Here is a 17278-nt window from a genome sequence, read left to right on the forward strand (position 1 = left end):
GCATGCTGAAGCTCGAACATCAAACCCTCAACGATCGCGCCTATGGCGCGCTCAAGCAGGAATTGATTTCAGGCGGTTTCAACCCAGGCCAGACCCTGGTCATCCGCAAGCTTGCCGAAACCTTCGGCATCTCGACGACGCCGATCCGTGAGGCGCTGCAAAGGCTGGTGGCAGAGCGGCTGCTCGAGATGCAGAACAATCGCTCGATCATTGTGCCGCTGCTGTCGGCGCCGGCCTTCGAGGAACTGACCCACATCCGCATCGCCGTCGAGGGGTTGGCGGGTGAGATGGCCGCCACGCGGATAAACGAAAGCGGGCTGGTCGAGATACAGGCGACGCTCGCCGGCATGCAGCGCGCCATCGAGGCCGGCGACGCCAGGGCCTATCATGCGCTGAACGAGGCCTTCCACTTCGCAATCTACCAGCACGCCGGTGCGCCGATCCTGCTCAACATGATCCGCGATCTCTGGGGCCGGGTCGGGCCCTATCTCAAGCTGCTGATGCAGGCCGACCGCTATATTCCGCAGTCGAACGACGCGCATCGCAGGATTGTCGCTGCGTTGGAGCAGCGCGATGGCTCTGCTGTCCGGGTCTCCCTCGAGCAGGACATCGCCGTGGCGGCCGCGGTTCTTTCAGAAAATCTTCGCACGACGACCTGATCGACGGCAGGCTGGGTCGGGGCCTATGCCGTCTCGTCCAACCGGTCGCGCAGCATGCTCCAGCCAAGCAGCATGTTGGGCGCGTGCCGCAACAAGGCATGGAACGGGACCGGAGCCGGCGGCGCGAACGGCAGCGGCAAATCTCGGGCTTCGGTTCCGGTGGCCCAGTCGGCCAGCACCTTGCCCATCGCGGTCGTCATGGCGATGCCGCGCCCGTTGCAGGCGCGGCCGGCGATCAGCCCCGGTCCAAGATCCAGGAGGTGCGGCAGGAAATCCGGTTCGACCGCGGCCATTCCTGACCAGCCATAGGCAGGCGGCGGCAGGTCCGGCAGGTCGAGATGCCTGGCCAGCCGCCGCCAGATCGTGTGCGGCACGCGTGTGTCGGCGCCGGCGCTCAGAATATGCATGCCGCCGCTGATCAGCCGATTGTCGGCATCGAAGCGGAAGGTGAAGAGATTGCGCCTGGTGTCGCCCACGCCTTGCCCGCCGGGAAGCAAACGCGTCCGCACGTCGCGCGGCAAAGGCTCTGTCGCGATCTGGAAAATCTTCAGCGGAAAATAGCTTCGTTGCAGCAGCGGATTGAGCGATCCGCCATAGGCGTTGGTGGCGATCAGCACCTTGCCGGCACGCACCGAGCCCGATGGCGTTTTCAGCGACCAGCCATCGACCACGCGATCGACCGAAGTGACCGGCGTGCGCTCGAAGATTTTGGCGCCAGCCTTCTGCGCCGCATCGGCCAGTCCGTTCGCGTAGGCGACCGGATTGAGTACGCCACCCGAGCGGTCCATCCACCCGCCGACATAGCCGCGTGCACCGGTCAGCGCCTCAACGCCTTGCCGATCCAATGTGACCGCAGGCCGGCCACGCCGTGCCCATTGCGCGGCGCGCGATTTGACCTTTTCGAGGGCGGCAGGCGAATGTGCCGGTTGGATCCATCCGTTCTGCACGGCGTCGCAGTCGATGCCGTGCCGTTTGATCAGGCCGAAGACCAGGTCTGCACTGCCGGCGGCAAAGTCGATCAGGCGTTCGCCGCGCTCGGGGCCGAGATGCGCAAGGATGCTGTCCGGGTCCATCTTGGCGAAGTTCGGCACGACGAAACCGGCATTCCGGCCGGTCGCGCCCCAGGCGATGATTTCGGCTTCGAGAACAGCCACGGAGATGCCTTTTTCAGCGGCGTGCAGCGCGGTCGACAGGCCGGCAAACCCGCCGCCGACGATGGCCAGATCGACATCCAGCCCGCCTTGCAGCGCAGGCCGTTCCCGGCGGTTGCGGCTGACGGCGTGCCAGAGCGAAGCGCCATGCGCTTCCTGCCCGATCGCAGCGGTCATGAGCCGGAACTGCTCTTGATCGCTGCCGCTTTTGCTCGTTTGCCGAAGCGTGGGCGACGCGGCCTGTCGCCGAACAGCCCGTTCGGCCGGATCAGCAGGATGACGCAGAGCATCACGCCGATGGCGACGATCTGCAGCGAGGCCGCACGCGCCTGCTGCTCGGGCGCGAAGAGCACGCTGGTCAATGTGCCCGACCCCGCCCAGATTCCCCAGACCAGGATGCTGCCGATGACGGCTCCGAAATTGCTGCCGGAGCCGCCGACGATCAGCATCACCCAGACCTGGAAGGTCAGGATCGGCAAATAATTATCCGGCGCGATGAAGCCGGTGAAATGCGCCTGCAGTGCGCCGGCGAGTGCCATGATCGCGCCGCCGACGGCAAAGGCCTGGACGCGGTAGAAGCGCGCGCTCTTGCCCAGCGAGATCGCCGCCCGCTCATCCTCGCGCAAGGCCTTCAGCACGCGTCCCCAGGGGCTGCGCGACAGATGCTCCAGAGCGAGATAGGCGATCAGCGTGACCGCGCAGACAACGGCGAGGTTGGACAGGTTGAACAGCAGGGGCGTCTCCGCAAGGCTGCCGAAGGGACGCGGAATGAAGCCGATGCCGAACGGCCCGCCGGTCAGCTTCTGCGCATTGAGCGCGACCAGTTGCACGACGACGGCGACGCCGAATGTGGTGATCGCCAGATAGTCGGATCTCAGCCGCAGTGTCGCCATGCCGGTCAGGGCAGCGGCAATACCGCCGACGACCATGGCGCCCAGCCAGCCGACAAGGATCGGCAGGCCGAAGCCGCCCAGCCGCGCGGCATCGTCCGGTGTCGTCAGCAAAGCCGATGTATAGGCGCCGATAGCGACGAAGCCGGCGAGGCCGACATTGAACAGGCCGGTCAGCCCCCACTGCAGATTGAGCCCCAGCGTGACCAGCGAAAAGATCAGCGCGGTGGTCAGGAAGAAGGCGCCGTAGCCGATGAGATCGATCATCTTTCCCGAACTCCGAAAAGGCCGATCGGCCGCACGAACAGCACCGCCATCAGGATGATGAAGGAGACGGCGGCGCGCCATTCGGCGCCGATCAGCTGCACCGCGCCGGCCTCGGCGAGCCCGATGATCAGCCCGCCGAGCACCGCACCCGGAATGCTGCCGATGCCGCCGAGGATGGCGGCGGCGAACATCGGCAGCAGCATGTCGAAGCCCATGAACGGACGGATCTGCACCAGGATGCCGATCATCACGCCGGCGACGCAGGCGAGCGCGCCGCCGATGATCCAGGTGACGCGCACGACGCTGGCGACGTCGATGCCGACGATGCGGGCCAGCGCCGCGTTCTGGCTGAGCGCCTGCATGGCGCGGCCGGTCTGCGTGCGCGTCATCAACAGATGCACGCCGAGCACCAGCACCGTGGTCAGCAGCAGAAGCGCGATCTGGTCGGGGGTGACGCGGATGCCGAAGCCGACCGGCATGGCAATCTGGATCGCCCGGCTGAAATAGGTCGGCCGCGAGCTGAAGGTGAATTCGAGCAGGCTCCTCAACGCCATCGAGGCACCGAAGCTCGCCATCACCACGATAATCGCCTGGCCCTGGGAGCGCAGCCGCGAGAACAGCACTCTGTCGAGCAGCAGGGCCAGCAAGGCGGTGAAGGCCATGCCGACGACCAGCGCAACCAGGAGCGGCCAGCCGAAGGACAGCGGCGCGATGGGTGCTACCTTGCCGAAGGTGGCACCAATGGCGCTGACGACGGCGAGCGTCGCATAGGTGCCCCAGGCCATGAAGTCGCCATGGGCAAAATTCGAGAAGCGCAGGATCGAATAGGTCAGCGTCACGCCAATGGCGCCAAGGCCGATCATCGAACCCGTCAGCAATCCATCGACGACAAATTGCAGGCTCATGCCGCGCCTCCCTTGCTGGCGCGGGAAGGGCGTTGGCCGAGATAGAGTTCGGCGACCACAGGATCGTTCCACAGTTCGGAAGCGACGCCCTCGTGCCGGTCCTTGCCCTCGACCAGCACATAGGCGCGGTCACCGATGGCCAGTGCTGCCTTGGCGTTCTGTTCGACCAGGAGGATGGTGACGCCGGACTTGCGGATGCCGGCCAGCATTTCGAACACCATCGACACGAATTTCGGCGACAGGCCGGCCGACGGTTCGTCGAGCACCAGCACCTTGGGATGCACGATCAGGGCGCGGGCGACCGCAAGCATTTGTCGCTGTCCGCCCGACAGATTGCCGGCGGCGGTGCGGCGCTGGCGCACGAGATCCGGGAATGCCGCATACATCTCGTCGATACGCGCAGGGATTTCACGCCGCTCGAGGATGCCGCAGGCGACTCTCAGATTGTCCTCGACCGACATCAGCGGAAAGATATTTTCGGTCTGCGGCACGAAGGCCAAGCCAAGCCGCACCATGGTGTGGGCCGGTGCTGCGGTTATGTCCTTGCCGTCCAGAAACACCGTGCCGCCGGTGATCGGGACGAGGCCGGCGATCGCTTTGATGAAGCTCGATTTGCCGGCGCCGTTGGGGCCGAGGACGACGACGATCTCGCCTTTGCCGACGGTGATCGAGGCGCCGCGCACGATCGGCACGCCAGGCTCGTAGCCGGCCTCGAGATCGCGCACATCGAGGACGGTCTCGCTCATGCCGTGCCTCCGAGATAGGCTTCGATGACACGCGGGTCGCGGGCGACCTCTTCCGCCGTGCCTTCGCTGAGCAATTGGCCGCTCGCCATGACCAGGACGCGGTGACAGAGCCGCGTCACCATGTCGATATTGTGCTCGATCAGCAGGAAGGTGATGCCGCGCGCATTGATGTCGCGGATGCGATCGATAATGACTTCGAGCAGCGTCGCGTTGACGCCGGCCGCCGGCTCGTCGAGCAGGATGATTGCCGGGTCGGCCATCATAACACGGGCGAGTTCGAGCAATTTGCGCTGGCCGCCGGATAGCACGCGCGCCGGCTCATGCGCGAGATGGGTGAGGGTCACCAGTTCCAGAAGGTCGAGCGCCTTTGCCCTGGCCGCTTTTTCCTGTGCCGCCACCCGCCAAGGCGTGACGAAGTTGGCGAGTAATGTCTCGCCGGCCTGACCCTGTGCCGCCAGCATGATGTTCTCGATCAGCGTCAGATTGGGCAGCGGGCGCGGGATCTGGAAGGTGCGGCCAAGGCCACGGCCGATGCGCAGATGCGCGGCTTCGCCAGAGACGGGCGCGCCGTTGATAAGGATGTCGCCGCTGGAAGGCAGAATACTGCCGGCCAGCAGGTCGAACATGGTCGTCTTGCCGGCGCCGTTCGGCCCGATCAGGCCGAGGATTTCGCCTGCTTTGACGTCAAACGAGACATCGTTGACGGCGACAAGGCCGCCGAACCGCCTGACGACATGTCTCGCCGTCAGAACCGGCGCACGGGTCTCCTTCCCCTGCCGTTCGGTTGCCTCGCTCATCAAACCCTCTGGCCGAAGACGATCATCGCCGTCTCCTGATTTTTGATTTGTGATCACACTTGCTTTGATCACGCTATTCGGCTTTAATTTCATCCGCAAGCCGAAAACGGGGCAAAAGCCGGGAATGCAGAAGGCTGCCATCGAGCGAACCAACGAAACAATCGCAGCCCAGCTTACGCCGGTCGGCCGCGAGACCGTGCAGGATCGCGTCTATTCCGAATTGCGCCGCGCCTTGATCGGCGGCCTGTTCGAGCCGAACCAGGTGCTGACCATCCGCGGCCTTGCCGATGCGCTGGTCACCTCGACCATGCCCGTGCGTGAAGCGCTCGGCCGGCTGATCACGGAAAAGGCGCTGGAGGCGCTGCCCAACCGCTCGGTGCGCGTGCCGCCGATCACGCTGGAACGTATCGACGATCTCTTGCGTGCCCGCTCACTCATCGAAGGCGAAGCGATCGCGCTTGCCGCCACGCGCATGAACCCGCGCCAGATCGCTTCGATTGAAGCTATGCTTGGCGAGTGGGATGAGATGCGGGCGCTGAAGCACAAGAAGGATATCGACCGCGAAGCGACGCTCAACCAGAGCTTCCATTTCGAGATCTACCGCTGCTGCGGTTCGGCCGTGCTGATCCCGATGATCGAAAGCCTGTGGCTGCAATCGGGTCCCTGCATCCGCGTCGCCATCTATGCCTTTTCCGATGCCGGCGAGGTCGACACCGCGCACTATCACCGTCGCATCGTCGCGGCGCTGGCCAAGCAGGATGCGCAAGCGGCGCGCGAGGCGCTGGTGGCCGATATCAGCCGGCCTTTTGCCTTCCTGCGCGACAAGCTTCAATCCGCCGCCGCGAAAGACCACACATGAACAAGCCGGCTATCAGGATCACCGAACCGAGCTCGAAGCTTTCCGTGACGGCGCTGCTGCTGCCCGAAAAGGCGCCGGAAAACGTGGCTTTCCTTTTGGCGTATCTCACCGCCCCACGCGTGGTCCCCGGCATCCATGCCATGTGGACGGGACCTGAGATTTCCTGCCCGGTTCCATCAGCTGATCTCGATGGCCAGTCCTATGCCAGGCCATTGCCGGCGGAGAACGCGACGCTGACGCCGCAGCCCGGCGACATTGTGCTGTCCTACGTGCCGCCGCGCATGTGGGGTGGCAACCCCAATGCCATTTTCGACATCGGCCTCTATTACGGGCAGGGCGCGCGGCTTCTGTTCCCGATCGGCTGGCTGGCCGGCAGCGTGGTGGCGCAGGTGCTGCCGCAGGAGCGTGAGCAGTTCGCTGCCGCCTGTGGCGTCATCCGCCGCAACGGCGCCTGCGACATCACCTTCAGCCTGGTGGAGGCCTGACATGGCCGACGACAGTTTCGAGCTCTTCGACCTTCGCGTCGAGGCGGTCATCCCCGAGGGCAAGCCGATCTATTGCGGCGCCAAGGCGGGTGATTATTTCGAGCTCAAGGGCGAGATGCTGTCGCTGCCGGCAGGGCAGGGCTTTTCGATCTATTCGCTCGCCGCCGTGCTGCCGTTGTTGGCGGCAAAGCAGCGCCCGACCGACGCCAATGACTGGATGACCTCTGACGCCGAGATCGCCTGTCCCGATCCCAATTGCGCCAGCCGGCTCAGGATCGTCAGGACCGGCAAACGGCGGTTCAGCCATGCGCAGACCACGGCCGTGCCGCTGCCGAAGGAGAATGACAAGGGATGACTGCCAAGACTTTCGAACTCGGCCCCGGCTACACCATTTCGCGCGTCATTCGCGGCGGCTGGCAGCTTGCCGGCGGCCATGGCGCCATCGACCGCAGCCAAGCGGTGACCGATCTGATCGCCACTTTCGATGCCGGCATCTGGACCTATGATTGCGCCGACATCTACACCGGCGTCGAGGAACTGATCGGCGCCGCGCGCCTGCGCCTGGCCAGCGAACGTGGCCTCGACGTTGCCGCGAAAATGAAAGTGCACACCAAGCTGGTACCCGACCTCGAACGGCTGGCCACGATCAGCCGCGACTATATCAGGGGCATCGTCGAGCAGTCGCTGCGCAGGCTGAAGACCGAGCGGCTCGATCTCGTGCAGTTCCACTGGTGGGACTATGACCAGCCTCGCTATGTCGAGGCGATGGGCTGGCTCGACGAGCTTCGGCGCGAGGGCAAGGTGCGCAATCTCGGCACCACCAATTTCGACACGCCGCGGCTGGCCGAAATCCTCGCCGCCGGCATTCCGCTGGTCAGCCAGCAACTGCAGTATTCAGTGCTCGATCAGCGGCCGGCACACAGCCTCGCCGAGCTTGCCGCGAAAAATGGCGTCAGCTTCCTCTGCTATGGTTCGGTGGCCGGCGGCTTCCTCAGCGACAAATGGCTTGGGGTCGCCGAACCCGCCACGCCGCTCGAAAACCGCTCGCTGGTCAAATACAAGCTGATCATCGATGATTTCGGCGGCTGGGACCTGTTCCAGCAGCTGCTCCAGGCATTGAAGGCCGTCGGCGACCGCCACGGCGTCGACATCGCCACCATCGCCAGCGCCTGGGTGCTGAAGCAGCCGCGTGTCGCTGCCGTCATCGTCGGCGCCCGCAACCAGGCGCATGCGCTCGCAAATGCTCGCATCATGGACGTCGCGCTCGACGCCGATGACCGGGCGAAGATAGCGGCTGTGATCGCGCAAAGCCAAGGTCCCCTTGGCGACGTCTACACGCTGGAGCGCGACCGTCACGGCCGCCACGGCTCGATCATGCATTACAATTTGAACGCAGGCCGCACATGAACGCCAGCAACCCGGCGCTGTTTTCGCAGGCCAGCGCCGAGGTTATCGGCCTGCATCGCTTCTTCGTCGACTGGTTCGTCGCCGCGCGAGCCGACACGGTGGACTTCACGCGCTTCGAAGGCGTCATGGGCGAAGGCTTGACCATGATCGCACCGAGCGGCCAGATCCTCGACCGTGACGCTGTGATCGATCATGTCCGCTCAAGCCGCGCCACATGCGACGACGGGTTTGCCATTTCGATCGAGGATATCAGGCCCGGTTGGCAAACCGAGGACACCATCGTCGTCCTTTACGTCGAGGCGCAGTTGCGCGCGGGCAAGCACAGCCGCCGTCAGTCGAGCGCCGTCTTCACCACCAGTTCATCGGCGCCCAACGGCGTCGAATGGCGACACCTGCATGAAACCTGGCTGCAGGTGCCGGAACGCTGAACAGGCTCCAGAGATCAATTTAGTGCGAGTAACGAAAGGGGAACAACAATGAGAAAGACGATACTCCAACTCACCACCGCGCTTGCTCTCGTCACGATGGCGGGCGCCGCGCAGGCCGCCGACTGCAAGATCACCGTCGGCCTCGTCATGGAACTGACCGGTCCGGCCGGCGAATATGGCCAGGCCGGCGCCAAGTCGGTCGAAATGGCTTTTCGCGACATCAACGAGGCCGGCGGCGTGCGCGGCTGCGATCTGGTGACCGATACGCGCGACAGCCAGAGCCAGGGCAACATCGCCGTCGACGCCGCGACCCAGCTGGTGCAGGTCAAGAAGGTGCCGGTCATCATCGGCGGCATCATCTCGTCGGTGTCGATCCCGATCCTGACCTCTGTCACAGCACCTGCCAAGATCGTCCAGGTCTCGCCGGCATCCTCTTCGCCGACGCTGACCGCGCTCGGCCGCGACGGCAAGACCAACGGCATCTTCTTCCGCACCATCACGTCCGATGCGCTGCAAGGTGTGGCCGCCGCCAAATACGCCATCGACAAGGGCTTCAAGAGGCTGTCGATCATCCACGTCAATAACGATTTCGGCGTCAACATGGTGGCCGAATTCTCGCGCGCCTACAAAGCGCTCGGCGGCACCATCGTCTCCGACACGCCTTACAACGAGAAGCAGTCGAGCTATGCCTCGGAAGTCACGGCGGCGATGGCCGGCGAGCCGGACGGCCTCTATCTCGTCAGCACCCCGGTCGACGGCGCGACCGTTGCCCGCACCTGGATTTCGCAAGGCGGCGTGCAGAAATTCCTGCTCAATGACGGCATGAACAGCCCTGACTTCATCGAGTCCGTCGGCGCCGACTATCTGAAGGACGCCTATGGCACGTCGTCGGGAACCAGCCCGACCGCATCGACCGAGTATTTCACCAAGAACTACAAGGCATTCTCCGGCATCGAACCCTCCAATCCGGCGGCCGACCGTTCCTATGATGCCGGCGCCATCGTCGGGCTGGCCATCGCCATCGCCGGCTCCGAGGATCCGGCCAAGATCAAGGACGCCATGTACAAGGCAGTCGACCCGGCCGGCACACCGATCTTCGCCGGCAAGGAGGAGTTCGCCAAGGCGCTTGGCCTGATCAAGGACGGCAAGCCGATCCGCTACGAAGGCGTCATCGGCCCGGTCGCCTTCGACAAATTCGGCGACATCACCGGTCCGTTCAGGCTGTGGAAGATCATCGACGGCAAGGTGACCACCGATGGCGAAATGACCACCGACGACGTCAACGCGCTGCAGGCCAAGCTTCAGTAAGCAGACACAGTGGCGCCGGCATCAATCGCGTCTTGCCGTGATTGACGCCGGTGTCGCTCACGGCAGGCGATATCGCTTGCGCGGCAGGCGATCCCGAATAGGATCGGCCGGCTGCAATTGAAGGATGGCGAGCGTGTCGGACGGAAATACTCATCGGCCCATCCGGTCGCGGGACGCGGACGACGCGCTTCGCCACGCAGGCGCCTGAGCCCGATGTCGCCTGAAACGCAACGGCTTCTCTCCGCCCTTGGCGATCGGCTGGGCGCGGGCGGCGTGCTTGCCGGTTCCGATGTCGACCAGCGCTATCGCGACGATCCCGACGGCAAGCTTGGCGTACTGCCCGAAGTGGTGCTGCGTCCGCGCGATGCCGTTGGTGTCGCGGCAGCGCTCGCCGGCTGCCACGCTGTCGGCCAGCCGGTCGTCGTCCAGGGCGGACGCACCGGGCTGGCCGGCGGCACGCGGGTCCAGCCCGGCGAGATCGTGCTGTCGCTGGAGCGTATGAGCGGCCTCGCCGCTCCGGACACCCAAGCCGCCAGTATTGTCGCCGAAGCGGGTGCGACGCTGCAGGCGGTGCAGGAGGCGGCCGACGACGCCGGGCTGATGTTCGGTGTCGATATCGGCGCGCGCGGCTCGGCTACGGTCGGGGGCAACATCGCCACCAATGCCGGCGGCATCCGCGTGCTGCGTTATGGCATGTACCGCGCACAGGTGCTTGGGCTGGAGGCCGTGCTGGCCGACGGCAGCGTGCTGTCCTCGCTGAAGGGCCTGCCCAAGGACAATTCCGGCTACGACCTCGGCCAACTCTTCATCGGCGCGGAAGGGACGCTCGGCGTCGTCACCCGCGCCGCGCTCCGGCTGCATCCGAAGCCGGCCTCCGAGGTGAACGCCTTCTGCGCGCTCGCTTCGCTCGACGCGGCGATCGCCTTGCTCGGACTGCTGCGGCAAAGGCTCGGTCCGTTATTGTCGGCCTATGAGGTGAATTTCGCACCGCTCTATGACGTGATGGCTGCCAGCATGGCCATGCCCGCGCCGTTGCCTGTGGGCTCACCCGTCTATGTGCTGGCCGAAATCCAGGGCAACGAGCCCGAGCGCGACGGCGAGCGCTTCGCCGAGGTTCTCATGCAGGCGGTCGAGGATGGCGTGGTCGACGATGTCGTCGTCTCGCAGTCGCCGCGTGAATTCCGGGCGCTCTGGGACGTGCGGGAGGACGCCAATCGCGTTCTGTTTTCGATCAAAGGCCTGATCGGCGTCGACATCAGCATCCCGCTGGCGCGCATGGGCGCGTTCCTGCAAGAAGCCGACGCCGCCATCCATGCCGTCGATCCCAGCGCCGACATCTATGTCTTCGGCCATCTCGGCGACGGCAATCTGCACTATCAGGTGCTGACGGCGGATCCGGCGGCCGCCTACGGCATCGTCTATCGCGGCGTGGCGGCGGCCGGAGGCGGCGTTTCGGCCGAGCATGGCATCGGCCTCGATAAGAAACAGTGGCTGCATCTGGTGCGCAGCGACGCCGAGATCGCCACGATGCGGCGGCTGAAGACGGCGCTCGACCCGAAGAACATCCTTAATCCGGGACGTGTCTTCGACCTCGATCCAGCTGCCGTCCCCCGATGACAAATGTCGTCCTGTAGGCCGGCAGTCAGCTCCGCTCCGTCGCCATCTGCCTGGGGATCAGAAAACGGGCGGCAAGCACGCAGAGCAGCACGGTGAACATAAGGATCAAGGCGACCAGCGCATTGATGTCGGGCGAGAAGCCAAGCCGCATCATCGCCCACAGCCGGACCGGCAGCGTGCTTTGCGTGCCGGTGACCAGGATGGTGATCATCGTCTCGTCGAACGACAGCGCGAAGGCCAGGACGGCGCCGCCGACCATGGCGCTCGACAGGTTCGGCAGGATGATGCGCCAGAAGGTCTGCCAGCCGGTCGCGCCGAGATCGTAGGACGCTTCGACCAGCGTGCGGCTCATCGACTGCAGCCGCATCAGCACGGTGCGATAGACGATCGCCAGCACGAAGACCGTATGGCCGATGACGACCGTTAGCAGCGAACGCTCGAGGCCGATCTCGCGGAAGAAGATCAGCAGAGCCAGGCCGCTGATGATCGGCGGCATCAGGAACGGTAGGAAGATGATGAACTGCAAGATCGAGCGTCCCGAGCGGCGGCCGTGATAGTAGAGCGCCAGCAGCGTGCCGCTGACCACCGAGAGCACGACGGTGCACAGGCCGACGATCAGCGTGGTGCGCAGGGCAGTCAGGATGTCGTGGTTTTCGGCCAGAGCCCAATAGGTCGAGAGGGTCGGTGACGACCAGTCGACATCGCCGTGCGAGATGGTGAAGAACGACGACACGATCGGCACGAAGAGCGGGCTGTAGAGCAGCACCGCGACCAGCGTTGTGATCGCGGCCAGGAAGATGGTGGAGGGGCGGGGCAGGTCGTTCATACCGACGTCCCCCGGCTGCGCCCGAACCGTTCGCCGATGAGGATGGCGCAGATCACCACGATCGCCAGCGCTACCGACAGTGCGGCGCCGAACGGCCAGTTGTAGGCCGTGCCGAACTGGCTATAGAGGATGCGGCCGAAGGTGAAGCCGCTGATTCCGCCGACCATCTGCGGCGTCAGGAAATCGCCGATCGCCAGCACGAAGACGAAGCTTGCCGCCGACGCGACGCCGGGCAGGCTGAGCGGCAAGGTGATGCGCAGGAACGTCTGCAAGCCGCTCGCGCCAAGATCGTCGGAGGCACGCAGCAAGGTCTGCGGTATCCGCTCCAGCGACAGGAAGATCGGCAGGATCGCGAAGGGGATCAAAAGCAGGCTAAGCGTCAACAGGATGGCGTTCATGTTGAACACGAAAAGCGTCGACGGCTGCTGCAGGATGCCGATTGCCACCAGCGCCTTGTTGAGGAAGCCGTTGAGGCCGAGGATGCTGCGGATCGCGTAGATCTTGATGACGTAGCTCATCAGCAGCGGCACCAGAAGCAGCATCAGCAAGGCGTAGCGCCACCGCCCTATCAGCGTCGTCAGGAAATAGGCAGCGGGATAGGCGAGCAGGATGCAGATGACGGCGACCGACACGCACAGCACGATGGTGTTCCAGAACACCGGCAGGAAGATCGGATCGGTGAAGAACCGGACATAGTTGCCGAGCGTCGGCGTGTAGACGATCGTGCCCTGGTCGACGCTGAAGAAACTGTAGACCAGGAAGATCGCCAGCGGCACCAGGACGAAGATCACCGGCAGGGCGAAAGCCAGCACGGTCACCAGCAGCGACAAACGCCTTTCCGCGGGCTGTGTCGTGACGCCCGCGCTCATGCCATCACCAGATGGCCTTCATGCGGCGCAAACGAAAGCGAAACCGTCTCGCCGGATCTCAGCGCGCCGCCGTCGATCCGGCTTGGGGTTCGCAGCCGCAGCCGCTGCGCGGCATTGTCCGCACCCGCCGTGATCGTGGCGACGGTCGACGAGCCGGCAAAGGCCAGATCGGCGATGGTGCCGGAAAAGCGGTTGTCGCCGTCCGTGGAGTCCGCGAGATGCAAGGCCTCGGGCCGGAACGCCGCGAAGGCGCTCGCGCCGTCTGGCGCGGCCTTCAAATGCGGCTGGTCGCTGATCGAACAGATCAGTCGCCCAAGTGCGGTCTCGATCGGCCGCTGCTCGCCCTGGACGGGGCCGAGCTTTCCGGCCACCAGATTGTTCTCGCCGAAGAAGCGCGCCACGAACTCGCAATTCGGCTTGTAGTAAAGCTCGTGCGGCGTGCCGAGCTGGCGGATATGACCGGCCTGCATGACGCAGATCCGGTCGGCCATGGCGATCGCTTCTTCCTGGTCATGGGTGACGAAAAGGAAGGTGGTCTTGATCTCGCGCTGGATGGATTTCAGGAACTCCTGCATCTGCCGGCGCAGTTCGAGGTCGAGCGCGGCGAGCGGCTCGTCGAGCAGGATCAGGCGCGGCTGGCAGATCAGCGCTCGGGCGAGCGCGACGCGCTGGCGCTGGCCGCCGGAAAGCTGTGCCGGAAAGCGGTCGGCGAAGGGCCCGAGTTGCACCAGCTCCAGCGCTTCCGAGACACGGCGCGCAATCTCCTTGCGCTGGACATGGCGCACCGACAGACCGTAGCCGACATTGCCGGAAACGGTCATATGCGGGAACAACGCATAGTCCTGGAACACGGTGTTGAACGGCCGCTTGTTGATCGGCATGCGGCTGATGTCCTGGCCGTCGAGGCGGATCTCGCCCGCGGTCAGCGGCTCCAGCCCGCCGATCAGCCGCAAGACCGTGGTCTTGCCCGAGCCCGACGGTCCAAGAACGGTCAGGAACTCACCGTCCCGGATAGACAGGTCGATGTCGTGCAGCACGGGAACCGTGCCGTAGGATTTCGAGACGGACCGCAGCGTCAGCAGGTCGGTGTTCTGGCTCATTAGCTATTCTCGCATACGCTGCGGCGGTCCGGAACGTCCGGACCGCCGGGTCCTTTTAGGTCGGGCTGCGGAAAGGATCAGGGCGTCGCCTTGATCTCGTTCCACATGTCGGACCGCTTCAGCGGGTCCTCGACATTGTTGAGCCAGACCAGCTTGTCGTTGCTGCCGGCGCTGCTTGACTCGACCACGGTGTTGCCGAAACCGGTACGCTCGGAAAGCTCGCCGCTGACCTTCTTCGTCAGCATGAAGTCGATCCATTTCTCGGCCGCCGCATTGTCGCGCACGCCCTTGGAGATCACCCAATTGTCGAGCCAGGCCAGAGCGCCTTCACTCGGATTGACGTAGGCGACATGGGCGCCGATCTTCTGCAGCGCCTTGACCTGCTGCTGGCCATAATTGGCCCAGATCAGGGCAACGTCATTGTTCTGGTAGATCTGCTGCGCCTCGTCGGCGGTGGTGTAGAAGCTCAGCACATTGCGCTTGAGTTCGACCAGCTTGGCCTTGACCGCCGCCATCTGCTCCGCGTCGAGATTGAACGGATCCTTGTAGCCAAGCGTCAGAGCGGTGAACGAGAAATTGTGCTCGCCATTGTCGTAGGCCAGGACCTTGCCTTTGTAGGCCGGATCCCACAGCACCGACATCGAGGTCGGCGCCGGCTTGACCTTGTCCGTGTCGTAGATCAGCCCGATGGAATCGAAGCAGAACGGAATGCCGTAGACCTTGCCGTCCTTGGTGTCGCCGCTGACCTGCGATAGATCGCGGAAGCGCGGCAGCACCTCCTTCTGGTTCGACAGCTTGGTGATGTCGATCGGCGACACCAGATCGGCCTTGATGTAGCGCTGCAGCTGGGCGGTGTTGACGGCGAAGACATCGAAATCCTGGCCTTCGCTGCCCTTGATCTTGGCCCAGATCTCGTCATCGCTGCCGATGAAGACGACATCGACGCCGATGCCGGTTGCCGCGGTGAAATCCTTCACCCAGTCCGGATCGGCATAGCCGTCCCACGCAAGCACCCGAAGGTTCGCGGCCAGCGCCGCCGATGTCATCAGGCCGATGCCGAGGCCGATTGTCGCTAGTCTTAGAAAGGCTTTCTTCAGTCCCATTTTTAATCTCCCATTGTCGTTCTGGTGGACCGTGATTTCGGACCTCTGCCGTCACAGCGGGGTGACGGTGACCAGTCCCTCGTCCGGCACCGACACCATCCGGTTGCGCAGTGGCTTGCCGAATGCCTGTGCCTGGATTTCATACTCGTCGCCGGAAGCCGTCTTGATGCCGGAGGCGTAACTCATCACCGCCGCGCCGAAGAAATAGGCGTGCAGGTCGCCCGCCCGGCGGTGCATCGGGTAGCGGAAATGGAAGTGCTCGAGATTGGCGATCGAGTGCGACATGTGCGCTTCGCCCGACAGGAACTCCTGTTCCCAGATAACGGTGCCGTCGCGCAGGATGCGGGAATGGCCCCGAACTTCTTCGGGCAGGTCGCCGATCAGCAGCTCGGGCCCGATCGAACAGGAGCGAAGCTTCGAATGCGCGAGGTAGAGGTAGTTCTCGCCCTCCGTCACATGGTCGGAATATTCGTTTCCGAGCGCATAGCCGATGCGATAGGGATGGCCGTCCGGCCCATTGAGATAAAGCCCGACGATCTCGGCTTCCTCGGCCCCGGCTTTCGCGAATGCCGGCATCGGCAGCGGCGCTCCGGGCGGCACAACGCAGGTGCCGACGCCCTTGAAGAACCACTCAGGCTGGATGCCGATCTTGCCGGCGCCAGGCTTGCCGCCCTCCAGCCCCATGCGGAAGATTTTTAGCGAATCCGATTCCTCGGCACCGTCGCCATGGGTCAGAACATGCATCTGGTTGCGCGCGGCGGCACTTCCGGTATGGGTCAGGCCGGTTCCGGTGACCAGGAAGCGCGCAGGCTCCGGATGGTCGACGGGGGCCAGAACGCGGCCATTGCGCAGCAACGCGTCATAGTCGATCGTTGCAGCGGCCGTGCGCTTCTCGACCAGCGACGCGATGGACATGTCCTCGGCGATCGCGGCTTCGGCGAGCTCCAGCACGCTGCCGGTCTTGTCGAGCGGGTGCAGATGATTGTCGTCGTCGGAGACGCGGCCGACCCGCCTGCTGCCATCCGGCATTCTGTACTGAACGAGACGCATGAAATACCCTTCTTCCCTTGGAGCCGTATGGGTCACACCCAGCCCGCATCGACGATGAACTGCTGGCTCGTGCACATGCGGCTGTCGTCGGCGGCGAGGAACAGCGCCATGCGCGCGATGTCGGCGGGCTGCAGCCGGTCGGGCAGGCACTGCCTTTCCGCGATCTGGCGTTCACCAGCCGGATTGAGCCACAGCCGCATCTGGCGCTCGGTCATCACCCAGCCCGGCACCATGCAGTTGACTCGGATGCGCTCGGGGCCAAGTTCGCGGGCCAGCGCCCGCGTCATGCCGTAGACAGCGGCCTTCGCGGTGACATAGGCCGGACAATCGGGATCGCCGACCATCCAGGTGATGGAGCCGAAATTGATGATCGAGCCACCACCCTGCGCGCTCATCTGCGGTCGCACCGCCTGCGCGGCGAAGAACTGGTGGCGCAGATTGACCGCCATGCGGTCGTCCCAGTAGGCGACCGTCACGTCCTTGGTTTGATGGCGGTCATCGTTGCCGGCATTGTTGCACAGCACCTGGATCGGGCCATTGTGCTGCATCGCTTGCGCGGTTGCCGCCTGCAACTGCTCGACATCGCGCAGATCGCACGGAATAAACAGCGGCGCTGGGTGTCCTTCGGCCGCGATCGCCTCGACCAGATGCCTGGAAGGCTCTTCCGACAGATCGACGAAGGCGACGCGGCTGCCTTGCGCGCAAAAATGGCGCACCAGGCTTTCGCCGATGCCGCTGCCGCCGCCGGTTATGAAGACGCTGCGGCCCTTGAGGCTTGGGTAGATGGCGTAGCCGATTTCATCCGTCATCG

Annotated in this window: 19 protein-coding genes; 8 read left to right on the forward strand and 11 right to left on the reverse strand. The window is 64.5% G+C overall.

What is annotated here, in order from left to right; all coding sequences use genetic code 11:
- Positions 1–2 precede the first annotated feature (2 nt).
- Complete coding sequence (locus MAFF_RS29270) at positions 3–659, forward strand: GntR family transcriptional regulator (protein WP_010914635.1); 657 nt, start codon at positions 3–5, stop codon at positions 657–659.
- Positions 660–682: 23 nt separating this feature from the next.
- Here the strand turns inward: MAFF_RS29270 and MAFF_RS29275 are convergent, their stop codons facing one another.
- The 5 genes from MAFF_RS29275 to MAFF_RS29295 are packed head-to-tail and all read right to left on the reverse strand — an operon-like array spanning position 683 to position 5415.
- Positions 683–1987, reverse strand: coding sequence for an NAD(P)/FAD-dependent oxidoreductase (locus MAFF_RS29275; RefSeq protein ID WP_010914636.1), 1305 nt, complete (start codon positions 1985–1987; stop codon positions 683–685).
- Entirely contained in the window at positions 1984–2967 is a 984-nt protein-coding gene (locus tag MAFF_RS29280) for a branched-chain amino acid ABC transporter permease (protein ID WP_010914637.1), read from the reverse strand. The genes MAFF_RS29275 and MAFF_RS29280 overlap by 4 nt, the downstream gene beginning before the upstream one ends.
- A complete protein-coding gene (locus MAFF_RS29285; RefSeq protein WP_010914638.1) occupies positions 2964–3872 on the reverse strand; it encodes a branched-chain amino acid ABC transporter permease in 909 nt (302 codons plus the stop codon). Before MAFF_RS29285 ends, MAFF_RS29280 begins: the two co-directional genes overlap by 4 nt.
- Positions 3869–4618, reverse strand: a complete 750-nt coding sequence (locus MAFF_RS29290; RefSeq protein WP_010914639.1) for a branched-chain amino acid ABC transporter ATP-binding protein — start codon at positions 4616–4618, stop codon at positions 3869–3871. Before MAFF_RS29290 ends, MAFF_RS29285 begins: the two co-directional genes overlap by 4 nt.
- Entirely contained in the window at positions 4615–5415 is an 801-nt protein-coding gene (locus MAFF_RS29295; protein ID WP_010914640.1) for an ABC transporter ATP-binding protein, read from the reverse strand. Before MAFF_RS29295 ends, MAFF_RS29290 begins: the two co-directional genes overlap by 4 nt.
- Positions 5416–5539: 124 nt before the next feature.
- Between MAFF_RS29295 and MAFF_RS29300 the strand changes: the two genes are divergently transcribed.
- The 7 genes from MAFF_RS29300 (at position 5540) to MAFF_RS29330 (ending at position 11519) form a co-directional block, all read left to right on the forward strand.
- Positions 5540–6274 carry a GntR family transcriptional regulator gene (locus MAFF_RS29300; protein ID WP_080512122.1) on the forward strand — a complete coding sequence of 245 codons (735 nt, stop codon included), beginning with the start codon at positions 5540–5542 and terminating at the stop codon, positions 6272–6274.
- Positions 6271–6759: a DUF3830 family protein gene (locus tag MAFF_RS29305; protein WP_010914642.1), complete on the forward strand. Its 489-nt coding sequence runs from the start codon at positions 6271–6273 to the stop codon at positions 6757–6759. Before MAFF_RS29300 ends, MAFF_RS29305 begins: the two co-directional genes overlap by 4 nt.
- A gap of 1 nt (position 6760) precedes the next feature.
- Positions 6761–7114 carry a TIGR04076 family protein gene (locus MAFF_RS29310; RefSeq protein WP_010914643.1) on the forward strand — a complete coding sequence of 118 codons (354 nt, stop codon included), beginning with the start codon at positions 6761–6763 and terminating at the stop codon, positions 7112–7114.
- Entirely contained in the window at positions 7111–8166 is a 1056-nt protein-coding gene (locus MAFF_RS29315; RefSeq protein WP_010914644.1) for an aldo/keto reductase, read from the forward strand. The genes MAFF_RS29310 and MAFF_RS29315 overlap by 4 nt, the downstream gene beginning before the upstream one ends.
- Positions 8163–8594 (forward strand): hypothetical protein, encoded by a 432-nt coding sequence (locus tag MAFF_RS29320; protein WP_010914645.1) that lies wholly within the window; start codon positions 8163–8165, stop codon positions 8592–8594. The genes MAFF_RS29315 and MAFF_RS29320 overlap by 4 nt, the downstream gene beginning before the upstream one ends.
- A gap of 48 nt (positions 8595–8642) precedes the next feature.
- Positions 8643–9902, forward strand: coding sequence for an ABC transporter substrate-binding protein (locus MAFF_RS29325; RefSeq protein ID WP_010914646.1), 1260 nt, complete (start codon positions 8643–8645; stop codon positions 9900–9902).
- Positions 9903–10115: 213 nt separating this feature from the next.
- Complete coding sequence (locus MAFF_RS29330; protein ID WP_010914648.1) at positions 10116–11519, forward strand: FAD-binding oxidoreductase; 1404 nt, start codon at positions 10116–10118, stop codon at positions 11517–11519.
- A 25-nt stretch (positions 11520–11544) separates the two neighbouring features.
- On the opposite strand, the gene MAFF_RS29335 is transcribed toward MAFF_RS29330, so the two are convergent.
- From MAFF_RS29335 to MAFF_RS29360, 6 genes are all read right to left on the reverse strand, one after another.
- Positions 11545–12345, reverse strand: a complete 801-nt coding sequence (locus tag MAFF_RS29335; RefSeq protein ID WP_010914649.1) for an ABC transporter permease — start codon at positions 12343–12345, stop codon at positions 11545–11547.
- Positions 12342–13214, reverse strand: a complete 873-nt coding sequence (locus MAFF_RS29340) for an ABC transporter permease (protein WP_010914650.1) — start codon at positions 13212–13214, stop codon at positions 12342–12344. Before MAFF_RS29340 ends, MAFF_RS29335 begins: the two co-directional genes overlap by 4 nt.
- Positions 13211–14314, reverse strand: a complete 1104-nt coding sequence (locus tag MAFF_RS29345; RefSeq protein WP_010914651.1) for an ABC transporter ATP-binding protein — start codon at positions 14312–14314, stop codon at positions 13211–13213. Before MAFF_RS29345 ends, MAFF_RS29340 begins: the two co-directional genes overlap by 4 nt.
- Before the next feature lie 77 nt (positions 14315–14391).
- A complete protein-coding gene (locus tag MAFF_RS29350) occupies positions 14392–15417 on the reverse strand; it encodes an ABC transporter substrate-binding protein (protein WP_010914652.1) in 1026 nt (341 codons plus the stop codon).
- 51 nt (positions 15418–15468) lie between these two features.
- Positions 15469–16467 (reverse strand): AraD1 family protein, encoded by a 999-nt coding sequence (gene araD1, locus MAFF_RS29355; protein ID WP_010914653.1) that lies wholly within the window; start codon positions 16465–16467, stop codon positions 15469–15471.
- Between the two features lie 32 nt (positions 16468–16499).
- Positions 16500–17276, reverse strand: a complete 777-nt coding sequence (locus tag MAFF_RS29360; RefSeq protein WP_010914654.1) for an SDR family NAD(P)-dependent oxidoreductase — start codon at positions 17274–17276, stop codon at positions 16500–16502.
- Positions 17277–17278: the final 2 nt, after the last annotated feature.

The organism is Mesorhizobium japonicum MAFF 303099 (genome assembly GCF_000009625.1).
Taxonomy (GTDB): Bacteria; Pseudomonadota; Alphaproteobacteria; order Rhizobiales; family Rhizobiaceae; genus Mesorhizobium; species Mesorhizobium japonicum.